This window comes from Corynebacterium sp. TAE3-ERU30, from assembly GCF_019209925.1.
Classification (GTDB): Bacteria; Actinomycetota; Actinomycetes; order Mycobacteriales; family Mycobacteriaceae; genus Corynebacterium; species Corynebacterium megadyptis.
In genome coordinates this window covers 505489-528236 of sequence record NZ_JAHUTO010000001.1, presented here as the reverse complement: position 1 = coordinate 528236, position 22748 = coordinate 505489, and the positions used below count along the sequence as shown (strand labels likewise).

Sequence of the window (22748 nt, the reverse complement as noted above, 5' to 3'; positions counted from 1 at the left end):
GATCGCTGTCAGCGTTGGTTGCGCAGGGTGGCGTACTTCTCGGAGTTGTAGGGCTCCGCGGAGATCACGGTAACGCTGATGCTCACGCCGGAGGGCGCGGTGTATTCCCGGGTTTCGCCTTCGGTGGCGCCGAGGACTGCGGCGCCGAGGGGGGACTGCTCGGAGTAGGTTTCGAGGTCCGGGTTTTCGCTGGCGGCGGCGCGGGTGCCGATGAGGAAGGTTTCTTTGTCGTTTTCGTCGCCGTTGTAGTAGACGTGTACGACGGAGCCGACGTTGGCGACGCCTTCTTCGACGGCGGAGCGCTCGGTGGTGGCGTTGGCGAGGATTTCGGAGATTTGCTTGATGCGGGCTTCTTCTTGGTCCTGCATCTCGCGGGCGGCGTCGTAGCCTGCGTTTTCCTTGAGGTCGCCTTCTTCGCGGCGCTCGTTGATTTCGGCGGCGACGACGGGGCGGTGCGCGATGAGCTCGTTGAGCTCGGCTTCGAGCTTGGCCTTGGTCTCCGGGGTGATGTACTGCTTTCGGGCGTCAGACATAGTTAGCCTTTATACCTTCCCGTCGTTGGGTGGTGGGTTGGGTGCATCGCTGTCAGCGAGAAATTCTAGGTCGCCATAGTATCAGACGGCCTAGTCTTCGCCTTTGAGGTAGTCAGGGATGGTGTTGGAGCATCCGTAGAAGTCGGCGACCACGGGAATGTCGCGGGTGGTGATTGTGGTGTTGTGCCGGGTGGTGTGCTCGCCGCCGCTGGGGATGTAGATTTCGCGCCGCCCCACTTCCACGGCGTCGTAGTTCATCGCTGTCACTATGCAGTATGCAGGCTTATCGACGTCATCTCGCGTGATATCCACCGTCGCTGCAATCATGTTGTCCTCGACCCGTTCAAACTTGGTGACTTGCCCGTCGACGCTTCCCGCCTGCAGTTTTTGGGAGTATTGCACGATCACGATGACAGTCACGATGGCGAAGATGACAGCGCCGACAGCGATGATCTTTCCGGAGATCGTTCCGCGATTGCTGTCATAGGTGGCGGTGGGCTCTGTGCTCTGGTTACGCGACTGCGACGTGGGGCTGGGCATGGCGTGCTTTCTGGGGTGTCGAGGCCTTCGATATCAAAATGTTGATCGCTGTCATTCTAGCTTGTTGGCTTCAGCTATTACGATGGTGGGATGCTTGTGCCTTCGCGCAGGCGAATGAATTTTATTTTCTCAACGTTTATGGGAGTGACTGTCACGTGACTATTCCTTCGGATGCTGTATCTGAGCCGGGCACGGATCGTGCTGGCGCTGCTCAGCGGCCTCGCCCCAAGGAGGGTTTGCGCCTTCTGGCTATCCATGCCCACCCAGATGATGAGTCGAGTAAGGGCGCGGCCACGATGGCTCGTTATGTGGATGAGGGCGCGGATGTGCTGGTGTTGACCTGCACTGGCGGTGAGCGCGGTAGTATTTTGAACCCGAATATGGACCGCTCTGGCGTGCTGGAGAACATCGCGGAGGTGCGTCGCGAGGAGATGGCGGCGGCGATGCGTGCGCTCGGCACCTCTAATATCTGGTTGGGTTATGAGGATTCGGGTTTGCCGGAGGGCGATCCTTTGCCGCCATTGCCGGAGGGCTGCTTCGCTCTCGCAGACAGCGATGAGGTCACCCGCGAGGTGGTGCGCGTGGTGCGTGATTTCAAGCCGCACGTGATCATTACTTATGACGAGAATGGCGGCTACCCCCACCCGGATCACCTGAAGGTGCACGAGGTGTCGATGAAAGCGTGGGCGCTGTCTAGTGATGAGAACTTTTATCCGGAGGTGGGTCAGCCCTGGACGCCGCTGAAGCTGTATTACACCCACGGCTTTATCCGCCAGCGTTTGCAGATGTTCCATGATCGTCTGGTCGCGGAGGGCCGCCCGTCGCCGTATGGTGGTTTTTTGGAGCGTTTGCGTTCGGATAAGGGCGATACGCTGGCCCGAGTAACGACGCAGGTGCATGCTGCGGAGTATTTTGAGCGCCGTGATGATGCGTTGCGCGCGCATGCGACGCAGATTGATCCGGCGGGTACGTTCTTTGCGACTCCGGTGGAGTTGCAGCGCGAGTTGTGGCCCACGGAGGAATTTGAATTGGCCCGTACGAGGGTGAAGACTGAACTACCAGAGGATGATTTGTTCGCTGGGATCGATAAGGATTAACTGACGTGCTGTACGAGATTCTCGCCCAGGCTGACCAGCTGGAGGGCCCGCTCGGCCCCGAATTCGGTAAGGCTTCGCCGATCGGCTTGTTTGTGCTGGTTGTGTCGTTGGTGGCGGTGCTGTTCATTGGCTGGCGCCTGTCGCGCCGCATTGCTCGGTTGAACCGTCGTCAGCGTTTCGCTGAGGACAATGGCCTCGATGTGTTCGATACGGAGGCGATCGATAAGGCCCTCAAGGAGGCTGGCCTCTACGACCAAGCCAAGCGCACCTGGTTTTAGCTTCTTTTCGCTTATCGACGCCCACCTCTCGGCCCACCATCGCCGGGCCCGCGGTGGGCGCCGCCGCTGTCGTGTTCCCACGGCAGCGGCTTTTTGTTGAAGACAGCGGGCGCGGAAAATCGCGATCGCTGTCTAGTGGAGATAAGCTAGTGGTTTGTGAGGATTGTGCCGAAGGTTTTGTACCCGCTCTATGAGAAGCGTCTCGAGCGGGACGTTCGGCGTATCACGAAGGAGCTGCGCGGCGCCCGTTTGCCGAAGCATATCGCGGTCATGGCGGATGGTAATCGCCGGTGGGCGCGCGAGGCGGGTTTTTCTGATGTCAGCCATGGCCATCGGGTGGGGGCCCAAAAGATTGCTGAGATGGTGCGCTGGGCGGATGAGCTCGGCATCACCTTGGTGACGGTGTATTTGCTGAGCACGGAGAATCTGGCGCGTTCCTCTTCGGAGCTGGAGCAGCTCTTTGAGATTTTGGCGGATGTGGCGCGCGAGTTGTCGGATCCGGATATTAATTGCCGGGTGCGTTTGGTGGGGCACACGGATTTGTTGCCGGATTCGCTGTCTGCGGCGCTGGGGGAGGCCGAGTCGCACACGAGTGAGCACACGGGCGTGGTGGTCAATGTGGCGGTGGGCTATGGCGGCCGCCAGGAGATTGTGGACGCTGTCCAGGCGTTGATTCGCGATGAGCTCGCTGCTGGCACCCCGAGTGAGCATTTGGCGGAGGCGGTCACGGTGGATGCTATTTCTACGCATCTCTACACCAAGGGGCAGCCGGATCCGGATTTGGTGATTCGTACCTCTGGCGAGCAGCGGCTGTCGGGCTTTTTGTTGTGGCAGGCGGCCTATTCGGAGATTTGGTTCACCGATACCTATTGGCCGGCTTTTCGCCGTATCGATTTCTTGCGGGCGTTGCGTGAGTATTCTTCGCGTTCGCGTCGTTTTGGGAAGTGAGTATGGCTGCGATCGTTTTTTCGTCCACCTATGGCTCCACTGAGCGCTATGCCCGCGAGCTTGCCGCTCGTGTTGCTGCCCCGTGCATGGCGCTTGACGACGCCATCTCCCAGCCCCTCGAGCCCTCCGGCCCTGTGGTGGTCTTATCGCCGAATTATGGCGGCCAGTTCCGTGGCGTTGATTGTGCCCGGTCGCTGTCTCAGCAGGGGATTCCGACGGCGTTTGTTGCTGTGGGTATGACTCCGCTGCCGCAGGCACGGGAGAAGGACCAGCTGCGCGGCGTCGTCAATTGCTCGGAGATTGCGCGTTTTTATTTGCCGGGGCGTTTGGCCTATTCGGAGCTGTCGCGGGTGCATCGGGCGACGATGTGGACGATGACGAAGCTGCTGCGGGCGAAGCCGTCGTTGAGTGTTGCCGAGCAGGCAATTGTTGATGGCTACGGCGAGGATATCTCCCGGATCGATTTCGCCGAGCTCGCCCCGATCGAGGCGTGGCTGCGCGCCCACTAGCACCCGGCGAGAGCCGCAGCCGCTACTGAACCATGTTCAAAGCGCGATCGCTGTCATAGTTTGCGCATCCGCACCCGCTGCACGGAGTGGTCGATATTTTTCCGCAGCACCAGCGACGCCCGCACCCGGGTGGGCAGGATGTTTTCCACGAGGTTGGGCAGGTTCACGGATTGCCAGATTTCGCGGGCGACCTCGCGGGCGGAGTCGTCGTCGAGGGTGGCGTAGTGGGAGAAGTGGGCGTTGGGTTGCTGGAAGGCGGAGTGCCGTAGCTTGAGGAAGCGCTCGATGTACCAGCTTTCGATGTGCTCGGTGGCGGCGTCGACGTAGACGGAGAAGTCGAAGAGGTCGCTGACCATGAGCGTCGGGGAGGTTTGGAGGACGTTGAGTCCTTCGAGGATGACGATGTCGGGGCGTTCGACGTCGATGGTTTCCTCGGGGATGCGGTCGTAGAGGGTGTGGGAGTAGACGGGTGCCTGGACGAGGGCTTTGCCGGCTTTGACATTGGTGACAAAGCGCAGCAGTGCGCGCCGGTCATAGGATTCGGGGAATCCTTTGCGGCTCATCAGGCCGCGGCGGTGCAGTTCGGCGCTGGGGTAGAGGAAGCCATCGGTGGTGACGAGGTCGACGCGGGGGTGGCTGTCCCAGCGGGAGAGGAGCACCTGCAGCAGGCGGGCCGTGGTGGATTTGCCGACGGCGACGGAGCCGGCGACGCCGATGATATAGGGCACCCGGGTGAAGGGGTCGTCGAGGAACTCGGCGGTGGCTTGGTGTAGGCGCTGTCGGGCGGCGACTTGCAGGTGGATGAGGCGCGAGAGCGGCAGATACACCTCGGCGACTTCGTCCAGGTCAATGGATTCGCCGATACCGCGCAGCTGAATGACTTCTTTTTCCGTCAACACCTGCGGCATGGATTTACGCAGCGTGCGCCATGAGTTGCGGTCGAAGTCGAGATAGGGGCTGGAATCGTTGGCGCGGACCATAGTCTCTATTGTGCCCTCTTGCTGGCGCGGCGAAAACATCAACCCCGCTGTCTAGGCGTGTGATCGGAGTAGGGTACTAGATGTATGTGGCTTTAGTCTCGCCCCGAGAGTTAGCTACGGTTAGAAGTACGCTCGCGGCACTACTGGCTTGTCGACGCCACCCCGCTGCCGCACGATCACCGTGATAGGGAAGGACCTTCATGAGCGAAAATACCCCGGACATCCGCTACCAGTCACTTGCCGAGCTCGATCCCGATGTTGCTGCCGCGATTGGCGGCGAGCTGGGCCGCCAGCGCGACACCTTGGAGATGATCGCCTCGGAGAATTTCGTGCCGCGCGCGGTGCTGCAGGCGCAGGGTTCGGTGCTGACGAATAAGTACGCTGAGGGCTACCCGGGGCGCCGTTACTATGGCGGCTGCGAGCACGTGGACATTATCGAGGACCTGGCGCGGGAGCGCGTCAAGGCGCTGTTCGGTGCCGAGTTCGCGAATGTGCAGCCGCACTCGGGTGCGCAGGCGAATGCCGCGGTGCTCATGGCTTTGGCTAATCCGGGGGATAAAATCATGGGCCTGTCTCTGGCCCACGGTGGTCACCTCACCCACGGGATGAAGTTGAACTTCTCCGGCAAGCTCTACGAGGTTGCCGCCTATGAGGTGGATCCGGAGACCTTCCGCGTGGATATGGATAAGGTCCGCGAGCAGGCCCTGGCCGAGCGCCCCGATGTGATCATCGGTGGCTGGTCCGCCTATCCGCGCCACCAGGACTTCCAGGCCTTCCGCGAGATCGCCGATGAGGTGGGCGCGAAGCTGTGGGTGGATATGGCGCACTTCGCCGGCCTGGTGGCTGCGGGGCTGCACCCCAGCCCGGTGCCGCACGCCGATGTGGTCTCCTCCACGGTGCACAAGACCTTAGGCGGGCCGCGTTCGGGTGTGATCCTGGCTAAGCAGGACTATGCGAAGAAGATCAACAGCGCTGTCTTCCCGGGCCAGCAGGGCGGGCCGCTGATGCACGCTATCGCCGCGAAGGCCGTGACCTTCAAGGTGGCCCAGACCGAGGAGTTCAAGGATCGCCAGGCCCGCACCATTGAGGGCGCGAAGATCCTGGCCGAGCGCCTGATGGGCGAGGACTGCGCCGCCGCCGGCGTGGACGTGCTCACCGGCGGCACCGATGTGCACCTGGTGCTGGTGGATCTGCGCAATTCCGAGCTCAATGGCCAGGAGGCCGAGGATCTGCTGCATGAGGTCGGCATTACCGTCAACCGCAATGCTGTGCCCTTCGATCCGCGCCCGCCGATGGTCACCTCGGGTCTGCGTATCGGCACCCCGGCATTGGCCACCCGCGGCTTCGATGCCGCGGCCTTCACCGAGGTCGCCGATATCATCGGCAGCGCCCTGGCCGCCGGCAAGAACGCCGATGTGCAGGCGCTGCGCCAGCGCGTCGATGCCCTGGCCGCGAACTATCCGCTCTATGACGGCCTCGAGGACTGGAAGCTCGCCTAACGGCCGCGAAAACGCCGCAACCACCATCTCGAAGCGAGATGGTGGTTGTTGTGTGCTTGGGGGCTAGGAGTTCGTATTCTCCTGGAATTTCTCGCGCTCCTCGGCCAGCCACGCGGGCATGGTCGAGAGCAGTTCCTCGATCTCGGCGGTGGTCAGCGGCGCGTCCATGTCATGGCGCTTGAGCGCGGCGATGGTGACGCCGAGCTTCTCCGCGAGCACTGGGCGCGGGTGCGGGCCCTTCTCGCGCAGCTCGTTGAGCCACTCCGGCGGGCTGGTGCGCAGGGCCTTCAGCTCCGCGTGCGTGATCGCGGTCGTGCGGAACTCCTCTGGGCAGGCGGGAAAGTAGATTCCCAGCTTCTTGGCGGCAGTCTCCGGTTTCATTGCGGTGCCGGAGGGCTGGATCGGGGTGCGTGCAGATTCTTCGTTCACAGGGTTCACGGTAGCATTTATCGTCATGGAACTCGTGATCTCGTATGTGAAGGGCACCGCCCCCGGAAAATGGTTTGCCCGCATGCGGGAGCGCACCGATATCAGCTTCCGCTCCTTCGAATCCTATGATGCGCTCGCCGACGTCGCCTCCGGCGAAGCCACCGTGGCGCTGGCGCGGCTTGTCGACGCCACCCCGCCCGCCAGTCTCGACCCCTACCACGTGGTCATCCTCTACGAGGAGCAGCCCGGCATCGCCGTGCCGGTGGATTCCGAGCTCACCCTGCTCGATGAGCTCGACGCCGAGGACATCGCCGAGGAGATCATCACCATCACCGCCCCAGATGAGCAGGGCGTGGTGGATGTCGCCGCAGTGAAACAGGCCCTCGATGTGGTCGGTGCGAATGTGGGCGTAGCCCGCGCCCCGCGGCCGCTGCTGCGTTCCTTCAACGTCAAATCCTGTGCGCACCGCGACTTCCGTGGTGGTGATCCGACTAGGATCGCTGTCATATGGAAAAAGGAGGATGACTGCGAGGAAATCCAAGAGTTCATCGGCATCACCCGCGGCCGCACCCCGCGCAGTACCCGCCAGGATCCTGCTGCAGGAGAACAGAAGAAGCGTTCGGCCCGAGAGAAAACCCGTGCCAAGCAGCAGCGGCGTGGACAGCGGCCAGGGGCTGCTGTGAAAAGAAAGGGAGCGCGGCGTGCGAGAAAGCGTCGATAAGCGCGAGAAAAGCGCGAGCTCACAGACATATTTTGCGGCGCAATTCCGCAATGAGAGAAGATAATGCGCATGGCACAGCGAGATTTCCGTATCCGGCCGATGACGAAGGCCGACTATCCGCAGGCCCGCGCGATATATGAGCAGGGGCTAGACAGCGGTCACGCCTCCTTCGAGACCAGCGGTCCTACGTGGGAGGAATTCGCGCAGAAGAAGCTGCTCAAAACCTGCTTCGTTGCGGTGGAAGAAGACGATGATGAGAAGGTGCTCGGCTGGGTGTCCGGGGCGCCGGCATCCTCGCGCTCGGTGTACTACGGCGTGGTGGAAAACTCGATTTACGTGGGCACGGACGCCGTGGGGCGCGGTATCGCCGGCGCGCTGATGGATAAGCTCATCGACGTGTGCAATAGCCTGCACTATTGGTCGCTGCACGCCTGGATTTTCCCCGAGAACGAAGGCTCTAAGCGGCTGCACGAATCCCGCGGCTTCGAACGCGTGGGCACCATGCACCACATGGGACGCATGACCTATGGGGAGCTGAAGGGGCAGTGGCGCAACGTGGATCTCTACGAGCGGCTGCTGGATAAGCCGGACGATTATGATCCGGACAATCACACCCACGAAACCCTCGACCGCCTCGACCAAGAAGACGCCGAGGCTTAATACGACGGCCACAACGCATACAGCCCACCGGGACACGCATAGCGCATCCGGTGGGCTGTTTTTATGGCCGAGGTTTATCGCAGCTAGCGCGCGCCGGGCTCAGGTTCAGCGCTAGGTTCGTGCTGGGGGATCGGCGCGGAGTGCGCGACGGTGGGTACGGCCCCAGCATCGCTGTCAGCGCCCAGGGTCTCCCGCAGTTTCTCGTGCTTGATAAAGAGCAGCAGCAGCAAGGACAGCGCCGCCATCGGCATCACGTACATAAACACGGGGGTGAGGGCGTCGTTGTAGCTGGAGATGAAGGCCTCGCGCACCGGCCCGGGCATCTCGCTCACCATGCTGGGGGTGATCGCATTGGTGTCGAGGCCCTGGCGCTGGGCGATGGCCGCCTGCTGTTCGGGCGGCAGCTGCTGTATGGCCGCGGGGATGCGGGTGTCGAGCAGGGAGGAGAGATTGCCCACGAAGAGTCCGCCGACCAGTGCAGATCCCAGCGCGGAGCCGATCTGGCGGAAAAAGTTATTCACCGCGGTCGCTGTGCCCACTACGGCGGCGGGCAGCGTGTTTTGCACGATGAGCACCAGTACCTGCACGGACAACCCGAGGCCGAAGCCGAGCAGGAAGAGGTAGGCGGCGATCTGCCATACCGGGGTGCTGGGATGCATGGAGTGGAAGAGCACCAGGGTGGCGAGCACGATCACCATGCCGAGGATCGGGTAGATGCGGTAGCGGCCGGTGCGGGTGATGCGCATGCCGGTCCAGAGGCTGGTGCTCAGCATGGATACCAGCATGGGGATCATCATGAAGCCGGCCTCGGTGGCGTTGAAGCCGTGCACCATCTGCATATAGGTGGGCAGGTAGCCGAGCACGCCGAACATGGTGATGCCGAGTACGAGGCCCACGGTGGTGGTGAGCGCGAAGTTGCGGTTGGCGAAGAACTCCAGCGGCACCAGCGGATTGGCGGCGCGGCGTTCCACGGCGATCAGCGCGAGGGAGGAGATCAGGAAGGCGATGATCAGCCCCAGGATGATGGGATCGGACCATACATAGCGCGAGCCGCCCCAGGTGGTGAAGAGGATGAGCGTGGTGGCGGCGCTGACCATGAACAGCGTGCCGAGATAGTCCCAGCGCAGCGTCGTCGAGCGTGCCGGCAGCCGGAGGACGACGGCGGCCACCACGATCGCGATGGCGCCCAGCGGCAGGTTCATCCACAATGCCCAGCGCCAGCCGGGGCCTTCGGTGAACCAGCCGCCGAGCAGCGGGCCGAGCACCGCGGAGAGGCCAAAGACGCCGCCCATAACGCCCATATAGCGGCCGCGTTCGCGGGGCGGCACCACATCGGCGATGATCGCTTGGGAGAGAACCATCAAACCGCCGGCGCCAATGCCTTGCACCGCGCGGCCGCCGATGAGCATCGCCATGCCGGAGGCGAGCCCGCCCATGACGGAGCCGAGTAAGAAGATCACGAGCGCGGCAATAAAGAGCTGCTTGCGGCCGATGAGATCGCCCAGCTTGCCGTAGATGGGCAGCATCACGGTTTCTGCGAGCAGATAGGCGGTGATCACCCACATCATGTGGTCCACCCCGCCGAGTTCGCCGACGATGGTGGGCAGGGCGGTAGCGAAGATCATCTGATCCAAGCTGGCCAGCAGCATCGCGACCATGAGCGCGGACAATACCCACCAGACGCGTTTTTGCTCTTCAGCAGACAGCGCGGAGGGGCGAGGCTGTTTCTTCGTTCTGCTCATAGCTAGGCGTACTCCTTCACGGCTTCGGAGAGTTGCTCTAAGGCGCGGGCGCATTCCTCGCGCAGTGCGGTGTAGTTCGCGTGCGGGCGCTGCAGCCAGCGGTGATGCCCCACATACAGGCAGGTGGATAGCAGGGCGGTGGTGGCCTCCGCCTGTTCTTCTTCACAGCCTAGCGCCTCGCGGACAAGCTCGGTCAGCGCGCCGAGGGCGGTCATCATCTGGGCATTGCGCTGGGCGGCTAAATCGTGATTGCGGTGCATAATCTGCTTGCGGTGCCGCCTTAAGGCGTCCTCGTCCGCGCCCATGCCGTCGATGACGGTGCTGAGGTGCAGCTCGAGGAGGTCGGCGAGCAGATTGCTATGGGGCGTGGCCAAAAAGGCGGCCCGTTCCTCCGCTGAGAGCGGCCGCGGTCCGGGGCCGATCACCGCCTGCTCTTTGGAGTCGCAGTAATTAAAGAAGGTGCGCTTCGAGATGCCGACCTGGGCGCAAATCTCGTCCACCGTGACCGCATCAAAGCCACGCGCGGCCACCAGCTGTGCTGCGCTGCAATAAATGGCCGCCTGGGTTTCGCGGCGCTTTTTGTCTCTGAGGTTTTCGTGTGTCATACCAGCCATTTAACGCCTCAAATTGCACTGAGTGCAAACTTGCACCTCGCGCATTTTTCTCGGCGCGCAACGGGGCTGGGACGCTTATCGACGCCCACCTCTAGCCCCTCCACCACACCGGCAGTGTTCATCGCCTTCGGCAGAGGGGGCGAACGCAGACAGGCGCGCCCGAAGGCGCGCCTGAAAGCTAGGGAAAGAAGTGAGGGTTTAGGAGTCGCGATCCGTGTTGCACATATCGAGCACGTTCAGGCGACGATCCAGCTCCTCTTCGGTGAGCTTCTCGCCATCGACATAGCCCAGATCGATCACGGTCTGACGGATGGTCTTGCCTTCCTTCAGCGCGGTCTTGGCCACCTTGGCCGCAGCCTCGTAGCCGATAGCGGAGTTCAGCGGGGTGACGATGGAGGGGGAGGACTCGGCGAGGGTCTGCATGCGCTCCTCGTTCGGCTCGATGCCATCCACCAGCTTCTCGGCGAAGACGCGGGAGGTATTGGCCAGCAGGCGGGCGGACTCGAGCACGTTGCGCGCCATCATCGGGATGAACACGTTGAGCTCGAAGGCGCCCTGGGCGCCACCGAATGCCACAGCGGCGTCGTTACCGATCACCTGGGCGGCGACCTGGGTGGCGGTCTCGCACAGCACCGGATTGACCTTGCCCGGCATGATGGACGAGCCCGGCTGCAGATCTGGCAGGTGGATCTCGCCAAGGCCGGTGAGCGGGCCGGAGCCCATCCAGCGGATATCGTTGGCGATCTTGTTCAGCGACACGGCGATGGTGCGCATGGCGCCGGAGAACTCCACCAGGCCATCGCGGTTAGCCTGAGCCTCGAAGTGGTTGACGCACTCGCGCAGCTCCTCCACACCGGTAAGCTTCACCAGCTCGGCGGTGACCTTCTCGCCGAAGTCGGCCGGGGTGTTCAGGCCGGTGCCCACGGCGGTGCCGCCAATCGGCAGCTCGCCCAGGCGGGGCAGGGTGGCCTCGACGCGCTCAATGCCGGCCGCGATCTGGCGGGCATAGCCGGAGAACTCCTGGCCCAGGGTGACCGGAACGGCATCCATCAGGTGGGTGCGGCCGGACTTGACGACCTCTTCCCAGTCCTTAGCCTTCTTCTCCAGGGACTCCTGCAGCACCTTCAGGCCGGGGATGAGATCCTTCACGGCCGCCTCGGTGGAGGCCACGTGGGTGGCGGTGGGGAAGGTGTCATTGGAGGACTGGCCCATGTTCACGTGGTCATTGGGGTGCACCTCCACGCCATTGTTCTTGGCGATCGAGGCGATGACCTCGTTGGTGTTCATGTTCGACGACGTGCCGGAACCGGTCTGGAAGACATCGATCGGGAACTCGGCGTCATGCTTGCCCGCGGCGATTTCCTTCGCGGCGGCAATAATGGCATCGGCCTGCTCGGCCGGGAGATCGCCGGAGTCCTTGTTCACCTGGGCGCAGGCTGCCTTAAGCAGGCCCATGGCGCGGATCTGAGCGGACTCGAGACCGCGGCCGGAGATCGGGAAGTTCTGCACTGCGCGCTGGGTCTGGGCGCGCCAGAGAGCGTCGGCGGGGACCTTCACTTCGCCCATGGTGTCGTGTTCGATGCGGTACTCAGTCATAAAAACCACCTTAAAAGTTGGTGACAATGTGTCAGTCGTGCGAATTGCCCAGCACCTCAGCCACACGCAGACGCGGGGCAGGGGGTAGTGCAGGCACTGCTTTTAAGTATGACTGATTTTTCTGCCGCGGGTAGGTCTGTGGCCGCCAAGAATCCCCCGAGCTTATGTGAGCTTCTTCACTAACATACAGAGCGGTTTACTATTTATAGACAGATATGTCTACTATCGTGTGGTCTATCCCCCGTGGTGCCGCTACGGCATACACGGGGGAAGAGCAGTACCTCATCCGCTGTGCGCTTAACGCACATGAGTTATAGACACAAAGGTTCGACCATGATCATCACTGGCCTTGCGCTCGGCACACTTCTTGGCGCAGTTCTGCAGCGCGGACGCTTCTGCGTGACCGGCTTCCTGCGAGATATCTACCTCCGGCGCACATTCCGTCCTTTCGTCGCACTGCTGGTTGTTATCAGCGTGCAAGCCCTCGGAGTGCAGCTTCTCACCAGTATGGGGCTCATCCAGCCCGAATTTGATCCCTTCGCGCCGGTGGCGGTGATCGTGGGCAGCCTGCTATTCGGCATCGGCATCGTTCTCGCCGGCGGCTGCGCCTCCGGTACCTGGTACCGCGCTGGCGAAGGGCTGGTGGGATCGTGGATTGCACTCATCGCCTATGCCTTGTCCGCGGCAGCGATGAAAACGGGTGCTCTGCGTGGACTAAACGATTGGGGGCGTAGCCTGCAGACGGAGCATGTCTCCATCGCCGAAGACTTCAACATTGCGACGTGGGTGCTGGCGCTGGGGCTCAGCGTTCTCACGGCCGTCCTTGTCTGGCACTACAGCTCGACCACTACGCAGCAGCCGAAGCGAGCCGTGCGCACTGATACACCGCGATTGACGCGCGTGCTGTCTGCACCCATTCCGCTCTATCGCGCGGCCGTGCTGGTCGGTCTGATTGGAGTGGTGGCGTGGCCGCTATCGGCTGCCGCCGGGCGCAATGATGGTCTGGGAATCACCGGCCCGTCCAAGAACGTGATGAATTATCTCGTCACTGGCGATAGCGCCTTTCTCGACTGGGGAGCGCTGCTCGTGCTCGGCATTCTTCTCGGCTCGCTGATCGCCGCGTCTCTCAGTGGCGAGTTCCGTGTGCGCGTGCCGGATGGCCGCACCGCCGTGGCTTCCCTGGCAGGCGGGGTGCTCATGGGTGTGGGCGCCAGCTGGGCCGGGGGCTGCACCGTGGGCAATGGCATGGTGCAAACCAGCCTGTTCAGCTACCAAGGCTGGGTCGCGCTCCTGTTCACCACCCTCGGAGTATGGCTGGCAGCGAAGTTCTATCTCACGTCCCCCACCCAGCAGGCACCAGCCACCAGCGGAGATTCCCTCCCCGCCACCTCCGAGCGTCTCTCCACTCCGCTTGTCGACGCCGGGCACGGGCAGCTAGCCCTCGCTACCCGTCCCGCACCCCGTTTCACGGCGGTCGATGTGGGGCTTCGTGCCGCAACCTCCACCCGCACTGTCGAATCGATCAGCGAGGGGCACTACGCCCTCGATAGCCGCGGCGATGTGTGCCCCTTCCCGCTGCTCAAACTAAAAAATGCGGTTGCTGAGCTGCATACCGGCGACCACATCACGATCACCTTCGACTGCACCCAAGCAACAGATGCCATTCCTGCGTGGGCTGCGGAGAACGGCCATAGCGTGCTCGAGTTCGTGCAACGCCGCGCCGCAGAGTGGGAGATCACCCTGCAGGTAGGAGCGCCGAAGGCTTAGTCGGACTCGGGATCCGACATAGTGGGCAGCGCCGGGGTGTGCGGGTGGGCGAAGAAGAGATCCTGATCCGCCCACAACCCGGCGGTCTGGCCCTGGGCCTGCGCTTGGGCGACGAAGGTCAGCGGCTGGGGCATCGTGCGCACAAGCGCGGTATCACCCGCAGCGAAGACAAGGGGATTGCTGGTGCGCTGCTGGGCATCGACGAGGATATAGGGCCCCTGGGTTTCCAGCTCGAGATCGGCGCTGAGATCCAGGCTGGCGCTGGTGGGGGCGTGGAAGAAGACGTGATCGAGATGATGCTCCTCCTGCGCAGGCTCGTCTGCGGAAGAGTCGAGAGCTTCCGTGTGCAGCACACACCCGCAGCTTTCGCCGGCCTGAAGGCGCTGTGCCCGGGCATGAAGTACCCGCACTCCCAGCGCCTCGAGAGCAGTGCGATGCTCCGCGGGCGGAAGCTCCTCGGTGATGAGGGTGACGCGGTCGCTGAGACGTTGACGCAGATAGAGCGCTTGGTAGGAGGCGAGAAGTCCAGCCATGGGGGCATCCGGCTGCTGAATATGCACCACTGCGATGGCGGAATCCTTGGCCTCGTAGCCGTGGCAGTAGGGGCAATGCAATACCTCGGTGCCCCACAGCTCGGCGGCGCCGGGCAGCAGATTGGGGTGGTCATGCTGACCGGTGCCAAGGATGAGGCGCTGGGCGGTGATCGCGCGGCCATTGCTGAGGGTGACTTCCACGGCATCGACTTGTTCGCCGGAATCGTCGAGCGCGCGAAGGGTGCGGGCGGAACGCACGTGGCCTTGCAGGGCAATCACAGTGTCGAGGGCCGCGACCGCGGCGCGCGCCTGTGCCGTGTAGTCGGTGGGCGCGATCCCGTTGTTCGCGGCGAGCATATTAATGGCAGGGGAGGGGGCGTTGCGGTAATCGCCGGAATCGATGTGGATGGTGAGTCGTTGTTGCCGGCCAAGCAGCAGCGCCGCGGTCATGCCCGCAGGCCCTCCTCCCACCACGATCACCTCGGCGTCAATAGTGGGCAGCTGGGTGGTGTCTGTCATCGGGTGTACCTCCATAGCGTGAGTGCAGTGTTCATCATGGGGCTGAGAATGTCGTTCTCGCCTATGTCATGGATGGGGTTTATTCATCGCGATAGTTCGCAAGGATAGCGGCACGCCGGTGCCCGCGGGCGCGGCGCGAGAGGCTTTCGCGCCGGGGAGCCTGCTCAGTTCCGCGGGCTGTCCGAGTGGGGCTGTTAGCAGTGACCGTGTGATTGCTCAGTGTGTCGGCAACGAGGCGCCGAGCATCAGGTGTGGTGCTGGGTTCGGATGCCGAAGAAGAATCGACGATCTTCGCTACGAGCGCATCGACTGTGGGATTGCTAAGGAGATCCACGACCGTGACATTCATGCCCTGTGCGTGCAATCGTTGCTGCGCGGCAACTAAGTCCAGCGAAGTGATGGATTGCTCGAAGAAGGGACGCTGTGGGTCAAGATCCTCGAGGCTCGCGGTGTCGCTGAGTGTGGAGTGCACAAGCTCCCGTATTGCCGCAGAGTCGGGATGCCGCTGCGCACTAGTATCGCCGTGCTGGGACTCTGCCGTGATATGCGAGTGATTCAGCAGTGAGAGGAACGTATCGAAGAGACGCCCCAAAGCAGCTGCGTCGACGACGGTGGAGTCAAAATCCCAGTTAATGACGAGATCTCCCTGCTCTTCTGTACGGAAGGCTTGGACATCGAGCAACATCCCAGGGGTTTGAGAGATGGCATAGACGGTCTCGCCGAGAGCGGTGAGTAGCTGCGAGGCGTCACCAGGGGCGCTGCCCAACGCACTCGATACCGAAACGACAGGCATAGCCACACCGGCGTTTCGGGCAGCGCGCAATTGGTCATTGCCATGGGCCATGCCGTGTGGCGCGTTGATTCTCGCATCCATGCTCTCCCAATACTGCGTATGCAATGCCGCCTTCGCTGCCGCTTCGCCTTGGCTACACGGCACCGTCAGCACTGCGGTATGGGTGAGCTCTCCTGCTGGGCCATCAGGATCCGTGATAGCTGCAGGGTTTGTCGTCACAATGAGACTGCAGTCCTCCTCGGGGGAAAGGGTCTGGGCGACACACCAGATGATGTACTGGGTCAAAGAGGCAGAGTGGTGCATCGCGTCCTCCTCCAATGCGGAGGCCAGATGCGCCGGTACAACATGGCGTAGCCTGTGCCAACAGTGGTGGTTTCCTGCCGGGTGGTGTGGATCCGTTGGTTCGGAGGCGGCACCAACAGCGGTGAGTGGCAGGGCCGGTGAGGGCGCAATGGGTGCTCCCGGTTCCGCCTGCCGAATGGGGGCAGCAGCGGCTGGGAGGGGGACACGATCCCATTCCCGTGTGCACCCAGGATGCATATACTCCTGCTCGATGACACGGGTGATGCGTAGGGCAGTGGGCGCATCGAAGAACAAGAGATCCACATCGACAATCACTCGCCACTGTCTGTGACCGGTGTGGATGGCAAGAACCTCGATCAAAGGCGCGTGCCCAGAGTCAAGAACCCGAGTCGCACGCTCCTCGCGAATCTCCGAGAGCCGGTGCTGTTGTTCGCTTTCGGAGAGATCGCTGAGATCAAGGGTAGCGACATCGATTCCCGCATCAGGGTCGCGGCGGGCCGTTGCGTTGGCCGTTGCGTACAGCTTAAGGCAGTCGAAGACGTCTACCGTGCGGGTGCACGCCGCCTGGAGCCGTTGCGGGTCTAGCTCCGAACAGTGAAGCTCTGTGTAGTAATGCGCCGCTGTCTTGGCACCATAAAACGGTGTGTGACGGCCGATGAAATAAGCAAGTTGCATCTCGTTAAACGGCACATCACAGTCGTCAGCGTCATGATCGTCTACACGCGCCGTACTGGGAGGAGTTGTTCCACCGTTAGCGTCGAGCGCGGCGTCGTCTACATTGACCAACTCCGCCATCGTGCTCTGCGGCGCTGGGGCACACGCAGTCCGATGAGATGTCTGCGGATTCTCCGCGCTCTTGAGACCAAGGAGTTGCTCTAGCTGATCGACAGCAGAGGCACACTCTTCAATGCGTGCTAGAGCATCGGCAATACGGTGCATACGTACCGACAGTGGTTCACCCGTTTGGCCGCGTTGCGTCCCTTCCTCCGCGTGCTCGCTGTTCGAGGAAGGCGAATAAAGGCCGCTGCGCTCTGGGAGTGAATCCATCGTTGATGGTTGTTGTACGGGGGTGTCGGCCGAATGGCGAGGGCGTGGTGCATCCTCTGGAGTCGTCGTGTCAGTCTCAGAGGAAGTACTCCTGAGAGATTCTAGGAGCGCTCCTGTCGTTTCAGCCTTGGTCAACGTCGTGAGTGAGGGGCGTGTTCCGGTGTGCTCCTCAATGAGCAGCGCCAGCTGGACGAGGCTGACGCTGTCAAAACCCAGAGCGAGTAAGGGCAGGTTCTTCCAGTGCTCTTGGTCAGTACGGGCGGAAATGAATGCATGCACTGCATCGGTGAAAGCTGGGCTTTCGCTCTGTTCTTCTGTCTCTTCCGCCGTACTGATAGGTCGTGGGGCGTGGTGGGCTGCGCTATCCACCGCGGTCGCCGTGCTGAGGTTGCTCTCTGCGGGGGCCGGCGATTCCTTTTCGCTCTCCGTGGCCACCTCTCCCGTGGAGGAGTGCTGAGTTGGCGCCGTATTTTTCTTTCGGGAGGTGCTGAAGGGATCGGGTAGCGCGGAGAAATCAACCTTTCCATTGTCGGTCAACGGCAGGGCCTCTAGTGTGACGATGCGGTGCGGCACCATGTAGTTGGGCAGCGAGTCTTTGAGCTGCTGGTAATAGTCAGAGGCCGCTGAGTTGTCATGTTGCGCAACAAAGGCGATCAGCCTTTGCCTATTGTCTGGTCCGCGAACTGCGGTGACGACAGCACCGCGAACATTGGGCATGCGTTGCAGTGGCGCTTCGACGTCGCCAAGTTCGATACGGAAACCATTAATTTTCACTTGGCGATCATTTCGACCTAAGAATTCGATGGTGGAATCACTCCGCCATTTACCGATATCACCTGTGCGGTAGAAACGTCGTTGCAGCACGGGATGAATGATGAAGCGGTCATTCGTTTTTTCTTCATCCGCTAGGTAGCCGCGGGCCACTCCGTGCCCACCAATGTGTAGCTCTCCGGGTTGGTCCACCCGGCAGGGCAGGCCGTCTTCATCAAGCACCAAGAACTCTTGGCCACGGAGCGCACGGCCATAGGGAATACTCGTCCACGACTCGTGCACCGCTGTAATGGGATAGGTAATAGACCAGATAGCCGCTTCGGTCGCGCCACCAAGGCTATGAATATAGGTGTAGGGACTGAGGGACCACATACGCGTGGGCAGCGTGATGGGAAGCCAGTCACCAGAGAGCAGTACATGCCGCAGGCTGCGAATCGACGGTGGCTGAGGAGCGGTCTCTAGTGCATCGATGACGAGCTCGAATGTGGCGGGAGCGGAATTCCACACTGTGATCCCGTGCTTCTCTATGAGCGTGGCCAAGTAGGTGGGGTCAATGGCCTGGTGGGGATCTGGAAGGATCACGCATCCGCCGACACCGAGCATCCCAAACACGTCGTACACAGAAAGATCGAAACTGAGAGACGACACCCCCAAGACGCTGTCCTCTGCGGTGATAGCGAACCGGTCGTTAACGTCATCAATAGTTACCCGGGCTTGACGGTGCTCGATTGCGACACCTTTGGGCTCTCCTGTGGAACCCGAGGTAAAGATGATGTAGGCCAGATCGTCGGGGCTGGTGTGGCTCGATGCAGGTGCTAAGGAGTGTTCTTCCTTTGGAGCAGGAGCACAGCTGGTGTCCAGCGTCCCGTCGTGGCGGAGCGTGATCTGGCTCAGCGAATAGGTCTCTGCCAGGGCGCGGAGAGTTTCGGATTCATCGGACAGAGTGAGGATCGTCGATGGTGTCGCCCGCTTCACGACTGCCTCGATTCGAGCTGCTGGCCACGCGGGGTCTACGGGCACATAGGCCGCCCCGCTGGCGCATACCGCCAGCGCCGAGACTACTTGAGCGGCTGACTTTGGCATAGCGATGATGACACGATCACCAGCAGTGACCTGTGTGTCAAGGGTCGTGCGCAGTGCGGAGACGCGCTCTTCTAGCTCTCTATGCGTCACGGTAGCGCTAGTAGTGATGACTGCGGGACGCTCTGGATAGCGCTTGGCGGCTCGCATCCAAGGAGTATGGAGCAGACCGTCGTCCTCGGGGATACCGGCATCTGCCGGGGCATCCATCTCGATGTGGAAGGGCATCCACCCTAGACTCGGCCGCTCCCACGCATCGCTCGTGGCGAATTGGGAAAGTGCTCGGAGAGAAGAATCTGCGAAGCTCGTCCACATGTCCTCTGGCCATTCTCCGTCGCGCACATCCCATACGAGTACGAGGTCATCACCTGCGGTGAATACGAGATGGTCGACCAAAACCTGCGGAGTTTGAGACAATCCGAGCTGCTTGTTCCCAAGCCACTCTTCGGCATCAGTTGTTCCTACGCCGAGAGTAGAGGTGAACACGATGGGATCGGTTGCGCTAAAAGGCGAAGCCTGTTCGTGCAGCTTCCGACGCTTGCGCTCGGCGCTGGCAGGGTAGGCGCGGTGATCAACGCACTCCCACAGCCGATCGGTGATGTTTGTAATCGTGCGCTCTGCAGGAATCGTGTAGTTCAACCTAGGAACATCACAGATGGCATTGCTGCTGAAGTCGCCAATAACATCCGATTGTCCCGGAGGGCGGTCATAGACGGTGAGGTTAATGGAGAAATCCTCATCGTTTACCCGGAATCTATCTAAGAGCACTGCATATACCGTCAAGAGCAATCCCGTGGGAGAGACGTGGTGACGTTCGCACTGCTCCACTATCCGCGCCCATGTCTTCCCATCAATGCGGCGCTGGTATCGAGTAGTGGTGTCTGCGGCGTCCTGTGGAGCGACAGCCAAGGTAGGTGGGGGATTAAGTTGCTGCTTCTCCCACCATGCCTGGGCATCGTGCGTCTCCGGCAGGGGAGAGGGCTGGCGAAATGTATCGTGAGCGCTCATTTCGGAAAACGGCATATACACTGCTTCCTTCCAGCGTGTGAGTAGGGCGGTAAAAGACGCATAGTCGAGAAGAACTGCATCCGTGCTGAGTAAAAGATGCACGCTGTGGTCAGGCAAGAGGACCGCTGTGATCGCGAACATCGGCCAGCGCATCGGGTCGAAGACAAGGTGCGAATGGCTGCGACGCAGCATCGTCATGCGCTCCTGCGCAGTGTGCTGATCGCTCGCACGGAGGTCGACGCGTTCAATCCGACAATCGCGGCAGTCGATCACTGCCTCCCGCAGGCGCCCCTCGGCTGTGACCGCACTACGCAGAGTGATTTCTGCGGCGAGCACTCGACGAAAGGCAACGTCCAAGACCTCAATTGCGAGTTCAGCTGGGGTGGTATCCGGCGCATCATCTAAGAGATATCGGGCTGCGGGACTGCGGGTGATGGCGTCGATATCGAGGATGTACTCGTTGAACCAATGGGATCCCACACCACCAAGTTCAAACTCGGGGGAGCGCCCAACCCAATACGCAGTCTGAAGGGCAGTAAGTGGCATCTCTTCGGCAGCGTCCGCAGAGCGAGAAGGGGGCGAGGAATCTTCGGCCTGCCCCTGAGCGCTGGAGCCTGCTCCCATTTGGGGGTGGTAGCGGCGTGCAAGTTCGCCCAAGGTGAGTGTGCCCAGAAGTTCGCTGAGTGGGACCTGTATTCCTAAGTCCTCGCGCAAGGTTTGTTGGATTTTAAGGGCCTGAAACGATGTGACTCCGCAATCGCGCAATGTCACAAGTTCGGGATTGGGCAGTGTGCCAACGTCCTCAGTGAGGTGCGCACTGTCGAGGACAGCGAGCAGAGACCGCAACCCGTAATGGGCAACGTTGCCAATTGGAGAATTCATAGTTAGATTTTTACCTCAAAGATTGAAGGTTGCCTAGGCTTGGTCGACGGTGCTTCTGCAGAAGCATGATGGAGGGAAAAGATTCACGATGAGCAGCTCCGAAGAGCGCTTGGACTATGGAGTTTTTATGCGCATCGTGGCCCCAATCCGTCGCCGTTTGCTGTTCGCTTCGGTCTTGCAGGCGCTGTCCTCGTTCAGTGCTGTGGCGGGAATGCTCTGTACCGCAGCAGTGGCTGGATGGCTGGTCACTGACCTCGGAACTGGCTCCCTTCCGTGGCCGCTGTTGATAGGCGCCATTCTCGGATTCCTCGGCCAAGCGATCTTTTTGGGCGCGGCGACCACGGTGAGCCACCTGGCCGATACTTTTCTCCAGCGCGAGCTGCGCGGGGATATCGCCGATTATCTGCAACGCCAGCCCATGGACGAGTTCGCTGAAAAAGACTCAGCGGCAGTGAAACGAATGCTCACAGATGATGTTGGGGCCCTACACAACGTCGTTGCGCATGCTCTTATCGACGCCGTCGCCTCGATTCTCACACCAGTATTCGCCCTGATCGCCTTGGCGGTTCTTTCCCCACAGGCGGGACTTCTTGCCTGTGTTCCAGCTCTGATCGGGGCCGGTATTCAGCTCCATCACGGGCGCACTGCGATGGCGAAGATGGACGAGTATTTCGCACATGTGTCCGCCCTCGACAGTGCAAGTGTCGCTGCCGTGGAAGGTGTCGCTGTCTCGAAAGTCTTTTTCACCGTTGACGATGAGACGGCATCTGCCGATCAATTCCGGAAGGCCGCGACGCGCTATAGCCGTTTCGTCCACGCATGGGCGATGGATGTGGGACGCAAAATGACGGCGGCGGAGATCCTGCTGAGCCCCGTGCCTGCTTTTGTGATCGCCATTGGAGCTGGGCTGCTCTTCGACGTCGGCACTGAAGCGATCGTTTATGCCGCCTTGCTCGCGCCGATGGTGGGAGCTCCCATCTTGCCGCTGGCCTATGCCGCACAACACATCAGCGCCGGGCTAGCCGCAGCGCAACGCTTAGACGCGGCGCTGGGACAACGCGCAACGGACAGCCCCCGCGATGAGACTCACGGCGTAGCTAGCCAGTGGCCGGAAGACTGGGAGTCCATCGAATTGCGCGAGGTGAGTTGTTCGCGGCAGGGACATCGCGTCCTCAACGGAGTAAGTGGGGTCATCCATCGCGGGGAAAGCGTGGCCCTCGTTGGCCCGTCAGGAGGCGGAAAATCAACACTCGCCCAGGTCCTCGCGGGGCTGTATTCCATCGATGAGGGCGACATCATCATCCATGCGCCCTCGGGAGCGGTGAGCATGACGCAACTACCGCTGGGAGCAATCGGTACGCATGTCGCCTTCGTTGGCCAACACCCAGGAATTTTACAGGCGAGCATCGCAGACAACGTCACCATGGGGCGCGACGCAGTCAGCGCCCGCATCGATTCCTGTCTGCAGCAGGCGCAACTCGATGAGCGGGTACACGCCCTGCCGGAGGGCACGGACACCATTCTTGGCCGGGAAGCCTCTTTCAGCGGCGGCGAACGGCAAAGGCTCACCCTTGCCCGCGCTCTCTACCAGCGAAATCCCGTGCTCATCCTCGATGAACCTACCGCTGCAGTTGATGTGCTCGGCGAGCGACGCATCGATCAGGGGTTGGAAGAACACCACCAACAAGGAGTCACCATTATCAGGATTGACCACCGACTCACCTTTGCTACACAGGCGCAACAGGTGTGGGTGATGGACCGCGGCAGCATCGTCGAACACGGCAGTCCGGCGGACTTACGCGCCCAGCGCGACTCGGTATTCAGCCAGCTGTGTGCGGGGGTTGTAGGTCCGCGATGAGTACTCACAGCACACATTCGAGTGCCGCAGGACGGTCCACA

The 22748-nt window shown here is 61.5% G+C and carries 18 protein-coding genes; 9 read left to right on the top strand and 9 right to left on the bottom strand.

The genetic code is table 11. The annotated features are described in order from the left end of the window. Positions 1-8: 8 nt before the first annotated feature. On the bottom strand, positions 9-533 hold the full coding sequence (greA, locus tag KR227_RS02260) for a transcription elongation factor GreA (RefSeq protein WP_151528448.1): 525 nt from the start codon (positions 531-533) through the stop codon (positions 9-11). Between the two features lie 90 nt (positions 534-623). Continuing rightward, positions 624-1073, bottom strand: a complete 450-nt coding sequence (locus KR227_RS02255; protein ID WP_218363527.1) for a DUF4307 domain-containing protein — start codon at positions 1071-1073, stop codon at positions 624-626. Between the two features lie 236 nt (positions 1074-1309). Between KR227_RS02255 and mca the strand changes: the two genes are divergently transcribed. From mca to KR227_RS02235, 4 genes are all read left to right on the top strand, one after another. Then, entirely contained in the window at positions 1310-2170 is an 861-nt protein-coding gene (gene mca / locus KR227_RS02250; protein ID WP_218363677.1) for a mycothiol conjugate amidase Mca, read from the top strand. A gap of 5 nt (positions 2171-2175) precedes the next feature. Further along, positions 2176-2448 (top strand): hypothetical protein, encoded by a 273-nt coding sequence (locus KR227_RS02245; RefSeq protein ID WP_151528450.1) that lies wholly within the window; start codon positions 2176-2178, stop codon positions 2446-2448. 156 nt (positions 2449-2604) lie between these two features. Then, positions 2605-3396 carry an isoprenyl transferase gene (locus tag KR227_RS02240; RefSeq protein WP_218363526.1) on the top strand — a complete coding sequence of 264 codons (792 nt, stop codon included), beginning with the start codon at positions 2605-2607 and terminating at the stop codon, positions 3394-3396. A gap of 2 nt (positions 3397-3398) precedes the next feature. Further along, on the top strand, positions 3399-3905 hold the full coding sequence (locus tag KR227_RS02235; protein WP_218363525.1) for a flavodoxin domain-containing protein: 507 nt from the start codon (positions 3399-3401) through the stop codon (positions 3903-3905). Between the two features lie 53 nt (positions 3906-3958). On the opposite strand, the gene coaA is transcribed toward KR227_RS02235, so the two are convergent. Beyond that, complete coding sequence (gene coaA, locus KR227_RS02230; RefSeq protein ID WP_218363524.1) at positions 3959-4885, bottom strand: type I pantothenate kinase; 927 nt, start codon at positions 4883-4885, stop codon at positions 3959-3961. Positions 4886-5085: 200 nt separating this feature from the next. On the opposite strand from coaA, the gene glyA reads away from it, so the two are divergent. After that, positions 5086-6384 carry a serine hydroxymethyltransferase gene (gene glyA / locus KR227_RS02225; protein WP_218363523.1) on the top strand — a complete coding sequence of 433 codons (1299 nt, stop codon included), beginning with the start codon at positions 5086-5088 and terminating at the stop codon, positions 6382-6384. 63 nt (positions 6385-6447) lie between these two features. On the opposite strand, the gene KR227_RS02220 is transcribed toward glyA, so the two are convergent. Continuing rightward, positions 6448-6840, bottom strand: coding sequence for a DUF5997 family protein (locus tag KR227_RS02220; protein WP_218363522.1), 393 nt, complete (start codon positions 6838-6840; stop codon positions 6448-6450). Between KR227_RS02220 and KR227_RS02215 the strand changes: the two genes are divergently transcribed. Both KR227_RS02215 and KR227_RS02210 read left to right on the top strand, forming a co-directional pair. After that, on the top strand, positions 6839-7534 hold the full coding sequence (locus KR227_RS02215; RefSeq protein ID WP_218363521.1) for a LysR family transcriptional regulator: 696 nt from the start codon (positions 6839-6841) through the stop codon (positions 7532-7534). The two genes, KR227_RS02220 and KR227_RS02215, sit on opposite strands and share 2 nt — an antisense overlap. A 69-nt stretch (positions 7535-7603) precedes the next feature. Then, positions 7604-8194: a GNAT family N-acetyltransferase gene (locus KR227_RS02210; RefSeq protein WP_218363520.1), complete on the top strand. Its 591-nt coding sequence runs from the start codon at positions 7604-7606 to the stop codon at positions 8192-8194. An 83-nt stretch (positions 8195-8277) separates the two neighbouring features. On the opposite strand, the gene KR227_RS02205 is transcribed toward KR227_RS02210, so the two are convergent. From KR227_RS02205 to KR227_RS02195, 3 genes are all read right to left on the bottom strand, one after another. Further along, positions 8278-9936 (bottom strand): MDR family MFS transporter, encoded by a 1659-nt coding sequence (locus KR227_RS02205; RefSeq protein WP_218363519.1) that lies wholly within the window; start codon positions 9934-9936, stop codon positions 8278-8280. Positions 9937-9938: 2 nt separating this feature from the next. Further along, positions 9939-10541, bottom strand: a complete 603-nt coding sequence (locus KR227_RS02200; RefSeq protein ID WP_255549016.1) for a TetR/AcrR family transcriptional regulator — start codon at positions 10539-10541, stop codon at positions 9939-9941. 207 nt (positions 10542-10748) lie between these two features. Beyond that, positions 10749-12146, bottom strand: a complete 1398-nt coding sequence (locus KR227_RS02195) for a class II fumarate hydratase (RefSeq protein WP_218363517.1) — start codon at positions 12144-12146, stop codon at positions 10749-10751. 333 nt (positions 12147-12479) lie between these two features. On the opposite strand from KR227_RS02195, the gene KR227_RS02190 reads away from it, so the two are divergent. Further along, on the top strand, positions 12480-13913 hold the full coding sequence (locus tag KR227_RS02190) for a YeeE/YedE thiosulfate transporter family protein (protein WP_218363516.1): 1434 nt from the start codon (positions 12480-12482) through the stop codon (positions 13911-13913). On the opposite strand, the gene KR227_RS02185 is transcribed toward KR227_RS02190, so the two are convergent. Both KR227_RS02185 and KR227_RS02180 read right to left on the bottom strand, forming a co-directional pair. Then, complete coding sequence (locus tag KR227_RS02185; RefSeq protein WP_218363515.1) at positions 13910-14965, bottom strand: NAD(P)/FAD-dependent oxidoreductase; 1056 nt, start codon at positions 14963-14965, stop codon at positions 13910-13912. The genes KR227_RS02190 and KR227_RS02185 overlap by 4 nt on opposite strands. 79 nt (positions 14966-15044) lie before the next feature. Further along, positions 15045-20849 carry an amino acid adenylation domain-containing protein gene (locus KR227_RS02180; protein ID WP_218363514.1) on the bottom strand — a complete coding sequence of 1935 codons (5805 nt, stop codon included), beginning with the start codon at positions 20847-20849 and terminating at the stop codon, positions 15045-15047. Between the two features lie 88 nt (positions 20850-20937). Between KR227_RS02180 and KR227_RS02175 the strand changes: the two genes are divergently transcribed. Continuing rightward, complete coding sequence (locus KR227_RS02175) at positions 20938-22707, top strand: ABC transporter ATP-binding protein (RefSeq protein ID WP_218363513.1); 1770 nt, start codon at positions 20938-20940, stop codon at positions 22705-22707. Positions 22708-22748: the final 41 nt, after the last annotated feature.